The sequence below is a fragment of the Micromonospora sp. DT68 genome, from assembly GCF_049847245.1.
GTDB classification, from domain to species: Bacteria; Actinomycetota; Actinomycetes; order Mycobacteriales; family Micromonosporaceae; genus Micromonospora; species Micromonospora profundi.
This window is the reverse complement of sequence record NZ_JBNCNZ010000002.1, coordinates 109,697-125,593: the sequence shown is the minus strand read 5'-3', so window position 1 is coordinate 125,593 and position 15,897 is coordinate 109,697. Positions and strand designations below refer to the sequence as shown.

At 70.0% G+C, this 15,897-nt stretch carries 16 protein-coding genes; 7 read left to right on the top strand and 9 right to left on the bottom strand.

The window, feature by feature from the left end; genetic code table 11:
- Positions 1-4: 4 nt before the first annotated feature.
- Complete coding sequence (locus ACPXB1_RS03785; protein WP_053652952.1) at positions 5-448, bottom strand: MerR family transcriptional regulator; 444 nt, start codon at positions 446-448, stop codon at positions 5-7.
- A gap of 146 nt (positions 449-594) precedes the next feature.
- On the opposite strand from ACPXB1_RS03785, the gene ACPXB1_RS03780 reads away from it, so the two are divergent.
- Positions 595-1,533, top strand: coding sequence for an oxidoreductase (locus ACPXB1_RS03780; RefSeq protein WP_053652951.1), 939 nt, complete (start codon positions 595-597; stop codon positions 1,531-1,533).
- A gap of 112 nt (positions 1,534-1,645) precedes the next feature.
- On the opposite strand, the gene ACPXB1_RS03775 is transcribed toward ACPXB1_RS03780, so the two are convergent.
- From ACPXB1_RS03775 to ACPXB1_RS03760, 4 genes are all read right to left on the bottom strand, one after another.
- Complete coding sequence (locus tag ACPXB1_RS03775; RefSeq protein WP_053652950.1) at positions 1,646-2,524, bottom strand: fructosamine kinase family protein; 879 nt, start codon at positions 2,522-2,524, stop codon at positions 1,646-1,648.
- Positions 2,525-2,610: 86 nt separating this feature from the next.
- On the bottom strand, positions 2,611-3,789 hold the full coding sequence (locus tag ACPXB1_RS03770; protein WP_157552285.1) for a DUF4241 domain-containing protein: 1,179 nt from the start codon (positions 3,787-3,789) through the stop codon (positions 2,611-2,613).
- A gap of 74 nt (positions 3,790-3,863) precedes the next feature.
- Positions 3,864-5,324, bottom strand: coding sequence for an alkaline phosphatase PhoX (locus tag ACPXB1_RS03765; RefSeq protein ID WP_053652948.1), 1,461 nt, complete (start codon positions 5,322-5,324; stop codon positions 3,864-3,866).
- A gap of 100 nt (positions 5,325-5,424) precedes the next feature.
- Positions 5,425-6,183 carry an IclR family transcriptional regulator gene (locus tag ACPXB1_RS03760; protein WP_053652947.1) on the bottom strand — a complete coding sequence of 253 codons (759 nt, stop codon included), beginning with the start codon at positions 6,181-6,183 and terminating at the stop codon, positions 5,425-5,427.
- A 129-nt stretch (positions 6,184-6,312) separates the two neighbouring features.
- Here ACPXB1_RS03760 and ACPXB1_RS03755 point away from each other — a divergent pair, with 129 nt between their 5' ends.
- The 4 genes from ACPXB1_RS03755 (at position 6,313) to ACPXB1_RS03740 (ending at position 11,039) form a co-directional block, all read left to right on the top strand.
- Positions 6,313-6,519 (top strand): hypothetical protein, encoded by a 207-nt coding sequence (locus ACPXB1_RS03755; protein ID WP_053652946.1) that lies wholly within the window; start codon positions 6,313-6,315, stop codon positions 6,517-6,519.
- Complete coding sequence (locus tag ACPXB1_RS03750; protein ID WP_053652945.1) at positions 6,516-7,727, top strand: fumarylacetoacetate hydrolase family protein; 1,212 nt, start codon at positions 6,516-6,518, stop codon at positions 7,725-7,727. Before ACPXB1_RS03755 ends, ACPXB1_RS03750 begins: the two co-directional genes overlap by 4 nt.
- Positions 7,724-9,241, top strand: coding sequence for an aldehyde dehydrogenase family protein (locus ACPXB1_RS03745; RefSeq protein ID WP_425734819.1), 1,518 nt, complete (start codon positions 7,724-7,726; stop codon positions 9,239-9,241). Before ACPXB1_RS03750 ends, ACPXB1_RS03745 begins: the two co-directional genes overlap by 4 nt.
- Before the next feature lie 70 nt (positions 9,242-9,311).
- The gene (locus tag ACPXB1_RS03740) at positions 9,312-11,039 is read left to right on the top strand and encodes an IlvD/Edd family dehydratase (protein ID WP_425734818.1); all 1,728 of its coding nucleotides are present in this window, start codon (positions 9,312-9,314) and stop codon (positions 11,037-11,039) included.
- Positions 11,040-11,141: 102 nt separating this feature from the next.
- Here the strand turns inward: ACPXB1_RS03740 and ACPXB1_RS03735 are convergent, their stop codons facing one another.
- From ACPXB1_RS03735 to ACPXB1_RS03725, 3 genes are all read right to left on the bottom strand, one after another.
- Positions 11,142-12,389 (bottom strand): cellulose binding domain-containing protein, encoded by a 1,248-nt coding sequence (locus ACPXB1_RS03735; RefSeq protein WP_425734817.1) that lies wholly within the window; start codon positions 12,387-12,389, stop codon positions 11,142-11,144.
- Positions 12,390-12,597: 208 nt separating this feature from the next.
- On the bottom strand, positions 12,598-13,206 hold the full coding sequence (locus ACPXB1_RS03730) for a class I SAM-dependent DNA methyltransferase (protein WP_355588564.1): 609 nt from the start codon (positions 13,204-13,206) through the stop codon (positions 12,598-12,600).
- A 39-nt stretch (positions 13,207-13,245) separates the two neighbouring features.
- A complete protein-coding gene (locus ACPXB1_RS03725; RefSeq protein WP_355588566.1) occupies positions 13,246-13,539 on the bottom strand; it encodes a helix-turn-helix domain-containing protein in 294 nt (97 codons plus the stop codon).
- 78 nt (positions 13,540-13,617) lie between these two features.
- Between ACPXB1_RS03725 and map the strand changes: the two genes are divergently transcribed.
- Positions 13,618-14,436, top strand: a complete 819-nt coding sequence (map, locus tag ACPXB1_RS03720) for a type I methionyl aminopeptidase (protein ID WP_355588569.1) — start codon at positions 13,618-13,620, stop codon at positions 14,434-14,436.
- Between the two features lie 28 nt (positions 14,437-14,464).
- Here map and ACPXB1_RS03715 read toward each other — a convergent pair whose 3' ends face one another.
- Complete coding sequence (locus tag ACPXB1_RS03715) at positions 14,465-15,043, bottom strand: carboxymuconolactone decarboxylase family protein (protein WP_425734892.1); 579 nt, start codon at positions 15,041-15,043, stop codon at positions 14,465-14,467.
- Between the two features lie 263 nt (positions 15,044-15,306).
- Between ACPXB1_RS03715 and ACPXB1_RS03710 the strand changes: the two genes are divergently transcribed.
- Entirely contained in the window at positions 15,307-15,897 is a 591-nt protein-coding gene (locus tag ACPXB1_RS03710) for a hypothetical protein (protein WP_355588571.1), read from the top strand.

Below are 15,897 nucleotides of genomic sequence, written 5' to 3'. Positions count from 1 at the left end.
GGCGTCAACCGACCTGGTGTCGGCGCGTCCCCGGCACGGGCGGGGTTTGCTGTTGCCAAGGATCCCCGGTCGCGCCGGCGGCGAGGTGTCGCTCGTAGCTGGCCACCTTGGTGTCGACGAGGTCGAGGCAGTCGTGCAGTCGGGCGAGCTGCTCGGTGATGTGCTGCCGGTGCTCGCGCAGCAACGTCAGCCGCTCGGCCTCGTTGCCGCTGCCCTCACGGACGAGCTGGGCCAGGCGGCTGATCGTGGCCAGCGGCATCCCGGTGGCCCGGAACTTCACGCAGTTCATCAGCCACTCGACGTCCCAGGCACTGTAGACACGCCGGCCGGCCCGATCGCGCCGCACCTCGCCGGCCAGCAGACCAGCCCGCTCGTAGAGCCGCAGAGTGTGCACGCTCAACCCGGTGCGCCGCGCCACCTGCCCGATGCTCAGGTCCCCGTCCGCCATGGCGTCGACGGTAGCCCGTCGCCCGCCACCCACCGTCCGTCGCCGGTCGCCGGTCGCTGCCGCTCGGCGTACCTGCACGCTCGTCAGAAGTCCCGCCCGGCATCGGCGTTGACCTAGACCTTGGTCTAGCCCATAGCGTCCGGACCATGACCAGCGACACGACCCACACAATGTTCGGCGCCCACAGCACGGCCGGAGACATCCTCGACGGGATCGACCTCACCGGCAGGACTGCTGTCGTCACGGGTGGCTACTCCGGCCTCGGCCGCGCCACGACCCGTGCTCTCGCCCATGCCGGGGCCCGCGTCGTCGTCCCCGCTCGTCGGCCGGACGACGCGCAGCGGATGCTGGCCGGCGTGGGCGGGGTCGAGGTCGACGAACTCGACCTCGCCGACCTGGCGTCCGTCCGGACGTTCGCCGACCGGTTCCTACGCGACCACCCGACGCTCGACATCCTGATCGCTAACGCCGGGGTGATGGCCTGCCCGGAGACACGGGTCGGTCCGGGCTGGGAGGCACAGTTCGCGATCAACCACCTCGGCCACTACGCGCTCACGAACCTGCTGTGGCCGGCCCTCACCGCCGCCCGGACGGCCCGGGTCGTCTCGGTCGCCTCCGGACGTAACCCGTCGTGGCGGATCCGCTGGGACGACGTGCACTTCGAGCGCGGCTACGACAAGTGGGAGGCGTACACCCAGTCGAAGCTCGCGAACATCCTGTTCGCCCGCCACCTCGACCTGGTCGGCGAGCCGCACGGCGTCCGCGCCTTCTCGGTCAACCCCGGCTGGATCCTCACGCCCCTGCAACGACACCTTGCCGTCGAGGAGATGGTCGCCGCCGGCTGGATCGACGCCGACGGCACCCCGACGCCGGGCCTGTTCAAGACCGCCGAGCAGGGCGCTGCCACGCAGGTCTGGGCCGCCACGTCACCCGGCCTCGATGCCAACGGTGGCGCCTACTGCGCGGACTGTCGCATCGTCGGCGGCGACCCCAACGAAAGCGGCGGCAACCCCACGGACAGCAGTGCGGTGGCCCGCCTCTGGGCGCTCTCGGCTGACCTGACCGGCCTCGACCTCGTCCACTGAGCCTGACCCTGCCGGCCCACGCACACCCGCGGCGCCGCGCGTCCATGCCCCGAGCGGCCCTGATAGGCCATGCCCGAGCGGTTCGGCAGTGCCGAGCCGAGGGCACCTGCGGTCAGGTTTGCGTACGGAACGGGGCGAGGGTGGCGCGGATCTGGTCGGCCGCGCCCCAGTCGTCGTCGAACTGCGCCAGCACGGCGAGGTGCTGCCGCAGTTGGACGATCGGCATACGGGCCCGCCAGTCGCTGTCGAGCGAGGTCAGTTCCGCGTACACGTCGAAGAAGCGTCGCGCCTCGGGCGGGGGAGCGGTGGACCAGACGTGGGCGAGGTCGACCTCGGCCCACATGTAGGACACGGCGGGGTCGATAAGCGCGGGCTGCCCGTCCGGCGTGGCCAGGATGTTCTGTGCCCACAGGTCACCGTGGGTCAGGCAGGCCGGCCGGTCGGGGAGCAGGTCGGGCAGCCGGTGGCACAGCCGCTCCAGCGCCGCCCGGTCCGCTGTGTCGAGTGCCGCGTCGACGCGGGGCTGCCCGAGCCAGCGCAGCAACCGGTGCTGCGCGAAGAAGGCGAAGCCGTCGTCGTCCCAGGTGTTGATCTGGCGGCGGCGGCCCAGCCAGTTGTCGTGGTCCCAGCCGAAGCGCGGGGAGGTCGTGCTCAGGTGCATCCCGGCGAGCGCGTGCGCGAACTGTTCCCAGAAGTGCTCGTCGTGCGGCCTCGGCCGCAGCACCGACAGCACCAGCAGGTCCCGGCCCGCAAGGATCACCTCAGGCGTCGCCACGCCGCCGCGCTCGCGCAGGGCGGCCAACCCGTGCGCCTCCGTGACGAAGACGCCCTCGGCTGGTGCGTCGGCGAACGCCTTGACGAACACCGCAGGCGCGTCCCGGCGGGTGGCTATGCCGGCGAGCGCCGCGAGCCCACCCGTCACCGGCTCGACCGCCACGACGTCGCGCATCCCGGCCCGGTGCAGGCGTTCCAGCAGGATCTTCGAATCCATCGGGCCGCACTCCCTTTGGGGCCGGGGCGTTTGCCGGCCGATCCTAGGGGACGGCTGACGTTTGTCGGCTCGCGAGCCCTCTCAGCTCAGTCGTCGTCCTCGTCGTTGTCGGTGGGGAACAGCAGCATGTCCGCGACAAAGCAGGTAACGCTCTCGGTAGCGTCGTAGCCGATCCAGGTGGGGTAGGCACCGTCGCCCCAGCCGCTGGACCACACGACCATCGCTCCGGAGTCAATCGTGCGATGCCGGGGATCGATCAGGCCGTCGAGGGTCAGCCAGACGTCCTTCATCCGCTCGCGGGCGTCCGCGTCGACGAAGCAGGCCATGCCAGCGTCCACGCCGAACCCGAAGAACTCCCGATGGCCCAGATCGATCGGCTCCTGGCCATCGCGCAAGGCCAGTTCCCACCGCACGGTGGGCCGGTCGTTGACGTCAAGGCGGGCAGCGCACACCCGGCTGTGGCCCGGGTCGTCGAGGAAGGTGGCAAGGCTGATCGAGACCGGGTACGCGCCCGCTGGCACGCTGACGGTGAACGGCTCGGCGTCGAACTCCAGCGACGAGGGGTCGGCCGCCACCAGACGGCCGGAGGTCAGGCGAAGCTCCCCGGCCTGATGAACCGACAGGTGAAGCCGCTTGTCGTGGATGTCGACGATGGCGCCGGAGACGAACAGCTCCGCAATGCCGTCGGGCCGCAGGGGACGGGGCGGTCGCCACGGTGCGCGGGTCTCCACGCGCACCGGCAGTTCGTGCTGGACGGCGTCGACAATCTCGGCGGATGCCTCCCCGGCGAGGCGCAACAGCTCGTTCCATTGGCCAAAAGCCGGGATGGGTAGCCGTGGTGGTCGCTGCTCCGACGTGGACTCCTGCCGGGCACCCAGGTCTCCGCGCGGCTCCACGATGTCGGTACGCATTCCGGAGGTGCTGTACGTCGTGGTCGTCCTGGCCGCAACGTGCGGATACTCGTACTTGCCTGCGTCGGCTGGGCCATCCCAGGTGCGGGCTTCGCGCAGGAACAGGTCGCCCTCGTCGGTGCCGCGCAGCAGGTGCCGAGACAGTTGCCTGTCAGCGGGGTCGAATCGAGTGATTCGGCAATACCCATCGCTCCAGGACAGGTCCATCACCGCACACAGCTGACCGTTGAGCAACAGCAGGACGGTGTACGGTTCGCCCACCGCGTCGCGTGCTTTCGCAGTGACCGACGTCAACGGGTTGACCACGCCGGCGTCCCACCCGTCGCAGTAGACAGCCTCTAGCCTCGCTGGCACGGCGGTGACCCTACCTGCCGCCTCGACCCGCGTCGTGGGGGCCAGGCCGATCGCCTGACCCCCACTGATGGGCGTCAGCCCAGGTACTTCTCCCACGGGCCGGTGATGGCAAGGGTGAGGCCGGGGTCCTGCATGTTGACGAAGAGCACCTTGCCGTCGGCGGTGAAGGTAGGCCCGCAGAACTCCGAGTCGTTGAGCTGGTTGCGGGCGATCGCGTACGTCGGGCCGCCTGGAGTCGCGCTGAGCACGTGGGAGGCGCCAGAGCCGTCCTCGGCGAGCACGAGGCTTCCCCACGGGGTGACCGTCACGTTGTCGGGGCCGTCGAAGGTGAGGTCGGTGTACTTGACGGCCGTCCCCTCCTCCGAGGCGGTCTGGTGCGGGAAGTACGTCACCAGCTGGATGGTCTGGTCCTTGTAGTTGTAGAACCAGACCATGCCGTCGTGCGGCGCCGCGTCCGCCGGCAGGTCGCCCTCGTCCCAGGCGTAGGAGTTGACCACGTACACGCCCTCGTCGGTGCCCCACACGCCCTCGAACTTGCGGCCGCGGGTGACCTGGCCATCGGTGAACTGCTCGCGCACGGGCTTGTTCCGCGCGTCGCGGTCGGGCACCTCGATCCACCGTACGGGGAAGGGGCGGCCCAGCTGGGCGGAGGTCAGGTAGGCGACGTCCGGGAGCACCGAGCCGTCGTCCATGATGATCTGCATCGCGGCGAGGACTCCGGCGTCCGGTGCGAGGCGGGTGAGTACGCCGGGCCCCAGCTTCACTCCGCGTGGCGCCGTCCAGCGGTAGAAGAGGCCGTTGGGCTCGTCGGCGTCCTCGGAGAGGTAGACCCTGGTGCGGTCCCTGTCGACCGCCAGTGCCTCGTGGGAGTAGCGGCCCAGGCACTTGATCGGCCTCGGGTCGGCGCTGCCGTCGGCCCACACCTCGAAGACGTAGCCGTGGTCCTTCTGGAAGACGCCGGACCGGCCGTCCTCACTCCACTTGTCCCCGGCCCGGTCCTCGGTCTCCTCGCAGGTGAGCCAGGTCCCCCAGGGGGTGGGGCCGCCCGCACAGTTGGCGACGGTGCCGGAGAGGGCGACGAACTCGCCCAGGTTGCGGCCGGCGCGGTCCGTCTTGATCACGGTGCAACCACCGGCGTCGACGGCGCCCGGGTCGTAGACCGTGCCCTTGACGTGCGGCACGCCGAACTCGGCGCCGGGGTCCATCTCGTGGTTCTGGATCAGGTGGTACCGGCCGTGGCCGGCGTCGTAGACGGCCATGCCGTCGTGGTCGGCCGGTGTCAGGCCCTGGCCGTGGTCGAGCCGGGTGACCCCGGTACGTGTGACAACTGTGTAGCTGAAGCCCTTGGGCAGGGCCAGGATGCCCTTGGGGTCGTCCACGAGCGGCGGGAATGGCACGCGGCCGGCCTTGACCGGCGGGTGAACCCGGGCCGGGCTGGCCTGCGCCAGCGACGGCAGTCCGCCGGCGACGGCGAGGCCCACGCCGGCGGCGGCGCCGCCCGCGAGGAAGGTACGACGAGAGGAAGGCACGTGCATCAGCTCCTGGTCCGGTCATCTGCGACGGCTGACAGCCAACTCGCACGGACCGACGCCGACACGTCACCGATGCGATCAACCGGTGACATCGGAGTGACGATCAGGAAGACGGAGGTGTGTATCCGAGTTCACGCGAGATCTGGTTCGCGGTCTCCAGCAGGAGGGGCAGGGCGCTCTTCAGCTCGTCGAGGCTCGCGATGACCTCGATCGCCGTCATCGAGGCGGCGGCGATGACCTGCCCGCGCGAGTCCCGGACCGGTGCGGCCACGCACATCACGTAGGCGTCGTGCTCGCCGTTGTCCGTGGCCCAGCCGCGTTCACGGATGCGTGTGAGTTCGGCGTCGAGGGAGTCGTGGTCGGTGAGGGTGGTGTCGGTGAACCGTTCGAAGACGACGTGGGAGAGGAGGCGGTCGCGTTCCTCCGGTGGCAGGTAGGCAAGGATCGTCTTGCCGACCGCGCTCGCGTAGATCGACACGGCGCGCCCCACCCGGGATGGCAGCTTCACGGCGTCGAACGCCTGGCTGTCGACCTTGTCGATGTAGATGATCTCGTTGCCGGTCAGCTGCCCCAGGTGCACGGTGTGGCCGGTCTCGCGTTGCAACGCGCGGAGGTGGGCGGCGGCGAACTGCCGCAGGTCCATCGAGCCGAGCGCGATCTCGGACAGCTCGATCACCCCGCTGCCGAGCACGTAGGTACCCGCGCCGGTCCGGCGTACGAAGCGGGCGGCCTCCAGTGTCTGGAGGATCCGCAGAGCCGTGGACTTGTGGACGCCGAGCACGTCCGCCGCCTCGGTGAGCGACAGCGGTTGTTCCGCCGACCGGCGGATGAGGTCGATGGCGCGGCGAATCGATTGCGACAAGTTCCGTCTCCTCCCGCGACGGCCGCACCGGCCGCCATCGTTGCGTCATGTGCAATGTAATCCACGCGCCGCGCAATCATGGCTTGACACCGTTGCACATAGCGCTACGATCGTTGCAGATTGATCCCGGTGACTCCGACGCGTGACAGTGGAGAAACGGCGACACTGCCGCTCGGCGCGACACCGTCCACCTTCCGATACCTGGAGATCATGGCGACGGATGTGCCCTGGCGACCCGAGATCACCAATGAACGGCTGGTCCTGACCGGTTACGGCGACGTGCTCGTCTGCCCTCGGGACGAGCGGCCCACCTGCTACCTGGAGACCGGCTCATGACGGTCCCGAAGCCCCGAGAGCTGCCCGCTGAGGCGAACTGGTTCGGTTCCTCCACCGAGGCGCTGCCGGACGACGTCGACCACAGTGTCCTCGTCGGACGGATCTGGGACCCGTCCGTCGACGGACCCTCGACGGTGACAGTGCGCGGCGGCGAGGTCATCGACATCAGCCATCTGTTCCCGACCGTCCGGGACGTCTGTGAGCTGCCGGACCCTGCCGCCACGGTGGCCGGGCTCGACGGGCCACGGGTGGGCTACTTCGGGGAGATCCTCGCCAACACCGGTGCCGCGTCGCCGGACCGTACCCGGCCCTGGTTGCTGGCCCCTGTCGACCTCCAGGCGCTCAAGGCCGCGGGTGTGACCTTCCCGGTCTCGCTCATCGAACGCGTCATCGAGGAGCGGGCACGGGGAGACGTGGCGGTGGCGGCGGACATCCGGCACCGCATGTCCGCCGACATCGGCACCGACCTGACCAGCCTGGCACCGGGCTCGCCCGAGGCGGACCGGCTCAAGACCCTGCTTGTCGGCGAGGGCATCTGGAGCCAGTACCTGGAGGTGGGTATCGGGCCCGACGCCGAGATCTTCACCAAGGGGCAGATCCTCTCCGCCGTCGGCACCGCCGTCGCTGTCGGTGTGCTCGCCGCGTCGACCTGGAACAACCCGGAGCCCGAGGTCACGCTGATCGTCCAGTCCAGCGGCCGGGTCGTCGGCGCCACCCTCGGCAACGACGTGAACCTGCGCGACGTCGAGGGCCGCTCGGCGCTCCTGCTGCCCCTGGCGAAGGACAACAACGCCTCCTGCGCCCTCGGCCCCCTGATCCGCCTCTTCGACGAGCGGTTCGGCATGGACCAGGTACGCGAACTCGAGGTGGGCCTTGAGGTCTGCGGGGTCGACGGCTTCCGACTGGAGGCCGTCTCGGAGATGACACGGATGTCGCGCGACCCGGAGGCGTTGGTGCGTCAGTTGATCGGCCCGCACCACAGCTATCCCGACGGCGCCGCCCTGATGCTCGGCACCATGTTCGCGCCCATCCAGGACCGGGACCGCCCCGGCGAGGGCTTCACCCACAAGGTCGACGACATCGTACGGATCAGCTGCCCGTCCCTCGGCACCCTCGTCAATCGCGTGCGGCACGCGGAGGAATGCGAGCCCTGGGAGTTCGGCGTCCGGGATCTCATGGCCAACCTGGGAAAGAGAGGACTGCTGTGAACGTGGTCAGCACGGTCGATCCGCGCGACGGCCGACAGCGCGACACGGATCTCACCGAGACCGACGATCTCCGGCTGGAGGCGATCGCCGAGCAGGCGTCCCGGGCGACGCAGTGGCTGTCCGACCTGGGACGGCTCGGCCGAGCGGGGATGCTTGACGCCATCGCAGCCTCCCTGGAGTCCCACCGGGCGGCACTGGTCGCCGCCGCCGAGGCGGAGACCGGGCTGAGCCACGCCCGACTCGACCAGGAACTCACCAGGGCGGCGCTCCAGTTCCGGCTGTTCGGCGACGTGCTGCGCGACGGAGCGTACGTCGAGGCGGCAATCGACCACGCTGCCGAGACGCCACTCGGGCCCGGCCCGGACCTGCGGCGGATGCTCGTACCGCTGGGGCCGGTCGCCGTCTTCGGGGCGAGCAACTTCCCGTTCGCGTTCTCGGTCGCCGGGGGTGACACCGCCGCCGCGCTCGCCGCGGGGTGTCCCACAGTCCTGAAGGCCCACCCGTCGCACCCGCTGACATCGCACGCCTCCGCCGAGGCGATCGGGTCGGCGATCCGCGAGTTGGGCGGCCCCGACGGGGTGATCTCCACCGTCTACGGGGAGCAGGCCGGCCGCCGCCTGGTGCGCCATCCCGCGATGCGCGCGGTGGCCCTGACCGGCTCTGTCGGTGCCGCCCGCGCCATCCAGGCGGCCATCGACGAACGCCCCGATCCCATTCCCCTGTACGCCGAGCTGAGCAGCGTGAACCCGATCGTCGTCCTGCCCGGCGCGTCCGCCGACCGGGGGGACCAGATCGCCGAGGGCCTGTACGCCTCGTTCACCGGCTCGGGCGGTCAGCTGTGCACGAAGCCCGGTCTGGCGTTCGTTCCGTCGGACCCGGGCGGCGCGAAGCTTGTCGAGGCGCTGCGGGACAGGGTCGCGGCCTCCGGCGGTACGGTACTGCTCAACGAGCGCATCCGGGACGCGTACGAGAACGGAGCACGGGCGTTCGAGCGGGCCGGCGCGCACGTTTCGGCGCGGCCGACTGTCGATCCCGGTGCGGGCTTCACTGTCGCGCCGACGCTCCTGGAGGTCGACCTGCCCGGCCTGACCGCCGAGATCGCCGACGAGTGTTTCGGTCCGCTCCTTGTCGTGGTCCGGTATGACGACGTCGCCGACCTCGACGCCGTGCTGGCGACAGTCGCCCCGTCGTTGACCGGCTCCATCCATCACGGTCCGGGCGACGACACCACCGTCGTACGCCGGCTGGTCGACGTGCTCGCGGCCCGCTCGGGCCGCATCGTCTTCGACGGCTATCCCACAGGTGTCCGGGTGTCGTGGGCCCAGCACCACGGTGGGCTCTGGCCGTCGACGAATTCCGTGCACACCTCGGTGGGCGCCACGTCGATCCGGCGGTTCCTACGTCCGCTCGCCTGGCAGAACGCCCCGGTTTGGATCCTCCCCGAGGAGTTGCGGGACGAGTACGCCGCGATCGCGCGGCGCGTCGACGGGAGGTTGGAGCCAGCGGTGACGTAGCCGCCGTACGGCTCCCACAGGTCTGGGCCTGAGCCCGCTTCTGTTTCTCTCAACCCGGAGGGGTGCACCGATGTCGACCACAGATCGGCCGCTGCGCAGCGCGCAGTGGTTCGGCGCCGAAGGCCGCAACGGGTTCGTCCACCGATCGTGGATGCGTAATCAGGGGTTCGCCGACGACGTCTTCGACGGTCGCCCGGTGATCGGCATCGCCACCACCTGGTCGGAGCTGACACCGTGCAACGCCCACCTGCGCGACCTTGCCGAATCGGTGAAGCGGGGCATCTGGGAGAGCGGCGGCCTTCCGCTGGAGTTTCCCGCGATGAGCCTGGGCGAGCCCCTCATGCGACCCACGACGATGCTCTACCGCAATCTGCTGGCAATGGAGTTGGAGGAACTGGTCCGCGCCAACCCGCTCGACGGGGTGGTCCTGCTTTCCGGCTGCGACAAGACCACCCCCGGCCTGCTGATGGGTGCGGCGAGCGTCGACCTGCCGACCCTCATGCTGACCGGCGGCCCGATGCTCAACGGCAAGTTCCGCGGCCAGGACATCGGCTCGGGCACCGTCGTCTGGCAGTTCACCGAGGAGGTGCGGGCCGGCCGGATGACAGTTGCCGACTGCGCGGAGGCCGAGGTCGGCATGTCCCGCAGCCGGGGTCACTGCATGACGATGGGTACGGCTTCCACGATGGCCTGTGTGACCGAGGCGCTGGGCGTGCAGATGCCGGGGGCAGCCGCCGTGCCGGCTGTCGATTCCCGCAGGTACGCCCTCGCGCACGCCGCCGGCCGCCGGATCGTCGCCATGGTCTCGGAGGACCAGCGGCTGTCCAGTGTGCTCACTCGGCAGGCGTTCGAGAACGCCATCCGGGTCAACGCCGCGATCGGCGGTTCCACGAACGCCGTCGTGCACCTGCTCGCGATCGCCGGACGTCTCGGCGTTGCCCTGTCACTGGAGGACTTCGACACACTCACCGCCGACGTGCCCATGATCGTCAACCTCATGCCGTCCGGGACGTACCTCATGGAGGATTTCGCCTATGCCGGCGGCGTGCCGGCGGTGATGGCGGAGATCGCCCCGCTGCTGCATCTCGACCACGTCACCGTCAGCGGACGGAGCGTGGCCGACAACATCGGCGACGCCCGATGCTGGAACCGGAACGTCATCGGCACCCTCGCGGAGCCCTTCCAGCCCGCAGGCTCGGGCACCGTGGTGCTGCGCGGATCGCTCGCGCCGTCCGGGGCGGTGCTGAAGGTCTCCGCCGCCTCCGCCCACCTGCTCACGCACACCGGGCCGGCGCTCGTCTTCGACCGGATCGAGGAGTACGTAGTCGCCGCCGACGATCTGGACCTCGATGTCACGCCGGACACCGTGATCGTGGTCCGTAACGCCGGCCCACGCGGCTATCCCGGCTTTCCGGAGGTGGGGAACGTGCCGATGCCACGGCGACTGCTCGCCGACGGCATCACGGACATGGTGCGGATCTCCGATGCCCGTATGAGCGGCACCGGGTACGGCACCTGCATCCTGCACGTGGCCCCGGAGGCGTCGGTGGGCGGCCCGCTCGCGCTGGTGCGTACCGGGGACCTGGTCCACGTCGACGCCTCCACGCGGCGTCTGGATCTGCTTGTCGACGACGCGGAACTCGCCCGACGCCGGGCCGCCTGGCAGCCACCGCCGCTGACGGCCGACCGGGGCTGGACGCGGCTCTACAGCGAGCACGTCCTGCAGGCCGACAGGGGAGCTGACCTGGACTTCCTCGTCGGTGGCAGTGGCAGCGCCGTGCCCCGGCACTCGCACTGAGCCAGCCCGTGGACCCGCTGGGCGTGCGGCCCGGCGGCGAAACACCCTCGGCGGGCCGGTGATCGGGCACCGGCCCGCCGAGGGGCTCACGCAGCGGTGGATTCAGCTTCCGGTGCAGGTGGCGGTTGCGCCGCTACCGTTCCCGGTGCCCTGGAACCCGAAGGTGGCAGTCTGGCCGGCGGCCAGTCGCCCGTTGTAGCTCTGGTTCGTGACGGTGACGGTGCCGCTGGTTCCGCTGGCGACGCCGTTCCACAGCGAGCTCACCGACGCTCCGCTCGGCAGGTTGAGGGTGACGCGCCAACCGCTGAGCGCGGCGCTTCCGGCGGTGACGGTGACGTTGGCGACGAATCCGCCGTTCCACTGGTCCGCGACGGCGTAGACAGCGGTGCAGGCGGGGCCGCCGGTCGGAGGTGGCGTGGTCGGGGGGTCGCTGGGCGGCGGCGTGCTCGGCGGCGGTGTGGTGGGCGGGGGTGTGGTCGGTGGCGGCGTGGTGGGCGGCGGGTTGTCGCCGAGCGTCAGGTTCTTCTGCTGGACGGTCCACTGGGTGCGGCACAGTCCGCAGTTGGCACCGACGAAGTTGCTGCCGGCGGTGGTGTCGCCCTTGAGGCGCCACTTGAGGTAGAGCACCGCCACGCGGCCGAACTCGCCGCCGTTGGTCTGGTCGTAGGTGCCGCCGTGCCCGACGTTCAGGTTGCCCATGAAGGCGGGCAACCCGGCCGGGAGCTTGCCCCAGTCGTCAATGGCGTTGGGGTAGGCGATGTCGCTGGGGCCGCCGACGAAGTAGGCGATCGGCTTGGTCAGCCTCCGGAGTTGGTAGTCGTCGGCGTCGTTCAACAGGCCGCTGCTGAAGATGCCCGTCGTGGTGACCCGGGGATCGCCTGAGACGGCGTACGCCTCCAGACCTCCGCAGGAGAAGCCGGCGACGGCGACCTTGGACGTGTCCAACCTGTTGAAGTACTTGCTGCCCTGCCGGGAGTTCTCCGCGACGGCCCAGTCGATGGACTGGGTGAGCATCTGGGAGTTGGTCGAGCCGGATCCGTTCGGAGCGCCGTTGGCGATGGCGAGGAAGCCGTGGGAGGCGATCTCCCGGAGGAAGTTGCCCTGGGAGAGGCCGTTGGCTGAGCAACCGCCGTTGCCCCACACGAAGATGGGGAGGCGTTCGGACGGGAGTGTCTGCGGGCGGAAGATGGTGTGGTTGGCAAGGGTGGTCGACGTCTCGTAGTCAGCGGGGTAGGGCCCGGAACCACCGACGGCGGCATTGGCAGGTGTCGCGCCGAACGCCATGAACATCGAGGCGACCGGGACGATGAGTGCCGCCAGCCCCGCGCCGATCTTCGATCTTCTTCTCATGGAACTCCTCCAGGGATGTGCTCCCTCCGCAGGCGGCGGCGATCGTGCGATCACGCCCCGACCAGGGCGGTCGGCGCGGGCGCGGGCCGGGTGGATGTGGGCGGCGTCCACCATCCGGCTGGGGTTTCCGCGGCGATCCGACGGGAGCTGTGGGCAGTTGTTAACCCCATTGTAACGAAAACTGTCTATGTATTGCCGGCTTGCCTCGTCAGGCGGCGACGGCCGCGATGGCACCGTGCGGCCGGTGGCGGTCGTCGCCGGGCCGCCGCAGACGCTCGACCTCCGTGAAGCCGGCTCGCGCCAGTCGCGCGGAGACCTCGTCGAAAGGCCAGCGGTACGCCGTGACGACCTTGTGGTCGAAGGCGGCGACCTCCTCGACGCCGCCGTCGAAGAGGCCGAGCACAAGCATTCCGGACGGTGAGATCGCTCGCCGGAACTCGACGAGCACGCCGTCGAGATCCTGCGGCGGCAGGTGGATCAACGAGTACCAGGCCAGGATGCCGGCCAGGCTGCCGTCGGCAGCGTCGAGGTGGTGCAGCGACCCCACGTGGTAACGACCGTCCGGATGGGTGGCCCGCGCGTGGGCGACGAACTCTCCGACCAGGTCGACACCCGTCGCGTCGACGCCCAGCGAGCGGAGATGGTCGGTGAGGTGGCCAGGACCGCAGCCCAGGTCGAGCACCGGGCCGGGGTGGCCGCCCAGATGCCGCCCGATGAAGGCGAGGTCGTCGGGATGGACCTGCTCGCGTGTGCCGAACAGCCCGATGTACGCCTCGGCGACGGACGCGTACGCCTGCCGGACCCGTTCCAGGTTCACTGGCCGACTATAGGAGACCGGCCCGACGTCTACAGGCTCCTAGTGGAGCACCTCGGCGGTCGGCATCCAGGGCGACCGACCGACGGGCATGTCGGCAAGCCAGGTGTCGGCCAGGTCGGCGAGCGGGACGTCGAGGGCCCGGCTGAGGCACACGACGGTGCCGAACGCCGGTGCGGGAAGCCGGCCCGCCTCGATCTTGCGCAGGGTTTCGGGGGAGATGCCGGCTGCCAGGGCCACCTCGACGAGACTGCGGCTGCCACGCGCGGCGCGGAGGGCAGCTCCGAGGCGCTGGCCCGCTGCGATCTGCTCGGCGGTGAGGGGTTGGCGAACCATGCCAGAAGGATAGCCCTCGGGGGAGCAGGCCGTCCGGCGTGGTATAAAAATACCGCAACCGGGAGAGGGAGATATGGCGTGATCGAGCTCAAGTCCGCCGAGGAAATCCGCCAGATGGCGGTAGCCGGCCAGTTCGTCGGCGAGCTGCTCGCCGAGCTGAGTGGTGTCGCCGCCGTCGGCGTCAACCTGATGGACCTCGAACACCACGCCCGCCGCCGGATCGCCGAGCGCGGCGCCGAATCCTGCTACTGGGACTACGCGCCCTCCTTCGGTCGCGGCCCGTTCCGCAACGTCTTGTGCCTGTCGGTGAACGACGCGGTGCTGCACGGACTGCCGCACGACTACGTCCTTCGCGACGGCGACCTGCTCAGCATCGACATGGCGGTCGGCATCGACGGCTGGGTCGCCGACTCCGCGCTGTCGGTAATCGTGGGCACCCCCGACCCGGCCGACGAGAAGCTGATCGAGGCCACCGAGGTCGCGCTGGAGGCCGGCATCGCCGCCGCTCAGCCCGGCGGTCGACTCGGCGACATCTCCGCCGCGATCGGCGAAGTCGCCCGCTCCTACGGCTACGGCGTCAACGCCGAGTTCGGCGGCCACGGCATCGGCCGGACCATGCACGAGGCTCCGCACGTGTCCAACGACGGCCGCGCCCGCCGTGGCCTGAAGCTCGCCCCCGGCCTCACCATCGCCATCGAGCCCTGGTTCTGCCGTTCCACCGATAAGATCAAATTTGATGAGGACGGCTGGACGATCCGCTCCGCCGACGGCTCCCGTACCGCCCACTCGGAGCACACGGTGGCCATCACGACCACCGGCCCTCAGGTGCTGACCCGCCGCCCCACGCCCGACATCGCCTCGGGTGGCCCCACCGAACGGTCCGCCAGCGCGTCCTGACCCGCGCGCCCGGCCTCGGGACCGGCGCTCAGCTGACCGAGGTGGCCGGCGGCGGCACCGGAAGCGCCGATCCGTAGCCGACCTCGATGATCCGGCGGGTGGTCTCGGCGTAGGCATCCTGGCCGATGGGTGCGAAGGTGCCGAGCCCGTCGACATAGCGGTTGAACATGCAGAACGCCGCCGCGATCAGCACAGTGTCGTGGATCTCCAGGTCGGTGGCGCCCTCGGCGCGGGCGTCGGCGACCAGCTCAGAGGTGACGTTACGGCCGCTGATCTGAACCGCGCCGGCGATGCGCAGCAGTGCCCGCAGTTTCGCCGAGATCGGGGCGGTGTCGATGTCGGCGCGTACCTGATCGACGAGGTTCATGCCCTCGTCGAGCTGCGCCGCGGCGAACGCCGAGTGTGACGAGCAGCAGAACGTGCACTCGTTGCGCCCGGAGACGTACGCGGCGATCAGCTCCCGCTCGCCAGCGGGGAGCGAGTGCGGAGCGCGCAGCAGCACCTCGGCAAGCTCGTTGAGCGGCTTCGCCGTCTCCGGCCGATACATCATCGGGCCGGTGATGCCGGGAAACTGCTTCTCGTCGAGGCCGAGATCGATGTGCGCCATGGTCGTCATGCCCTTTCCGCCGTCGCGACAGACCCGACCACCCGGGCGGGGCGGCGTGACCGCCGCGCGACAATGCTCCCATCCGGCAGTCGTAGGGGTTTCTTTCATCGTGCTCTCTGTGACGTCACCACAGCGGGCTGTCAGCACACGCGGGCGGGATGTGACGCCCCGGTCGCGGTAAGTGCGCAATCACGAAGAACAATCACGGTCCGCCACTGTCTAATGTGCCCCTTGAGATATCCAGCCACCTAGATGGAGTGCACATGAGCGTGGCCAAGGAAAGCACCGCACGTCCCGGGCTGATCGGTGCGATCAACACAGCGCACCATCGCACGGTCCTCTGGTTGTACATGGCCGTCGTGCTCGCGCACTGGGCCGAGCATCTGGTGCAGGCGTACCAGATCTGGGCGCTCGGATGGGCCCGTCCGCAGGCGCGCGGCGTCCTGGGCATGCCGTTCCCGTGGCTGGTCAGCTCCGAGTGGCTGCACTACGGCTACGCGATCGTCATGCTGATCGGCTTGTTCCTCCTGCGCCCCGGGTTCGTGGGCCGGGCGAAGACCTGGTGGACCGTCGCACTGGCGATCCAGTTCTGGCATCACATCGAGCACCTGCTGCTGCTGTTGCAGGTCCAGATGGGCTTCGTGCTGCCCGGCGCGACCGGCCCGAGCAGCCTGGTCCAGCTCGTCGTGCCCCGGGTCGAGCTGCACCTGTTCTACAACTCGATCGTCTTCATCCCGATGCTCGTCGCCATGTACCTGCACCTGCGGCCCAACGATCGAGAGTTGCGGCAGATGCAGTGCACCTGCGTACCCAAGGGCCAGCGCCGGCTGACGCTCGCGTCGTCCCTCGGCTGA

Coding starts and splice junctions, on each gene's coding strand:
- ACPXB1_RS03740 (WP_425734818.1), top strand. CDS start 9,312: ATGTCGACCACAGATCGGCCGCTGCGCAGCGCGCAGTGGTTCGGCGCC.
- ACPXB1_RS03765 (WP_053652948.1), bottom strand. CDS start 5,324: ATGCACGTGCCTTCCTCTCGTCGTACCTTCCTCGCGGGCGGCGCCGCC.
- ACPXB1_RS03780 (WP_053652951.1), top strand. CDS start 595: ATGACCAGCGACACGACCCACACAATGTTCGGCGCCCACAGCACGGCC.
- ACPXB1_RS03715 (WP_425734892.1), bottom strand. CDS start 15,043: ATGGCGCACATCGATCTCGGCCTCGACGAGAAGCAGTTTCCCGGCATC.
- ACPXB1_RS03750 (WP_053652945.1), top strand. CDS start 6,516: ATGACGGTCCCGAAGCCCCGAGAGCTGCCCGCTGAGGCGAACTGGTTC.
- ACPXB1_RS03785 (WP_053652952.1), bottom strand. CDS start 448: ATGGCGGACGGGGACCTGAGCATCGGGCAGGTGGCGCGGCGCACCGGG.
- ACPXB1_RS03710 (WP_355588571.1), top strand. CDS start 15,307: ATGAGCGTGGCCAAGGAAAGCACCGCACGTCCCGGGCTGATCGGTGCG.
- ACPXB1_RS03735 (WP_425734817.1), bottom strand. CDS start 12,389: ATGAGAAGAAGATCGAAGATCGGCGCGGGGCTGGCGGCACTCATCGTC.
- ACPXB1_RS03725 (WP_355588566.1), bottom strand. CDS start 13,539: ATGGTTCGCCAACCCCTCACCGCCGAGCAGATCGCAGCGGGCCAGCGC.
- ACPXB1_RS03775 (WP_053652950.1), bottom strand. CDS start 2,524: ATGGATTCGAAGATCCTGCTGGAACGCCTGCACCGGGCCGGGATGCGC.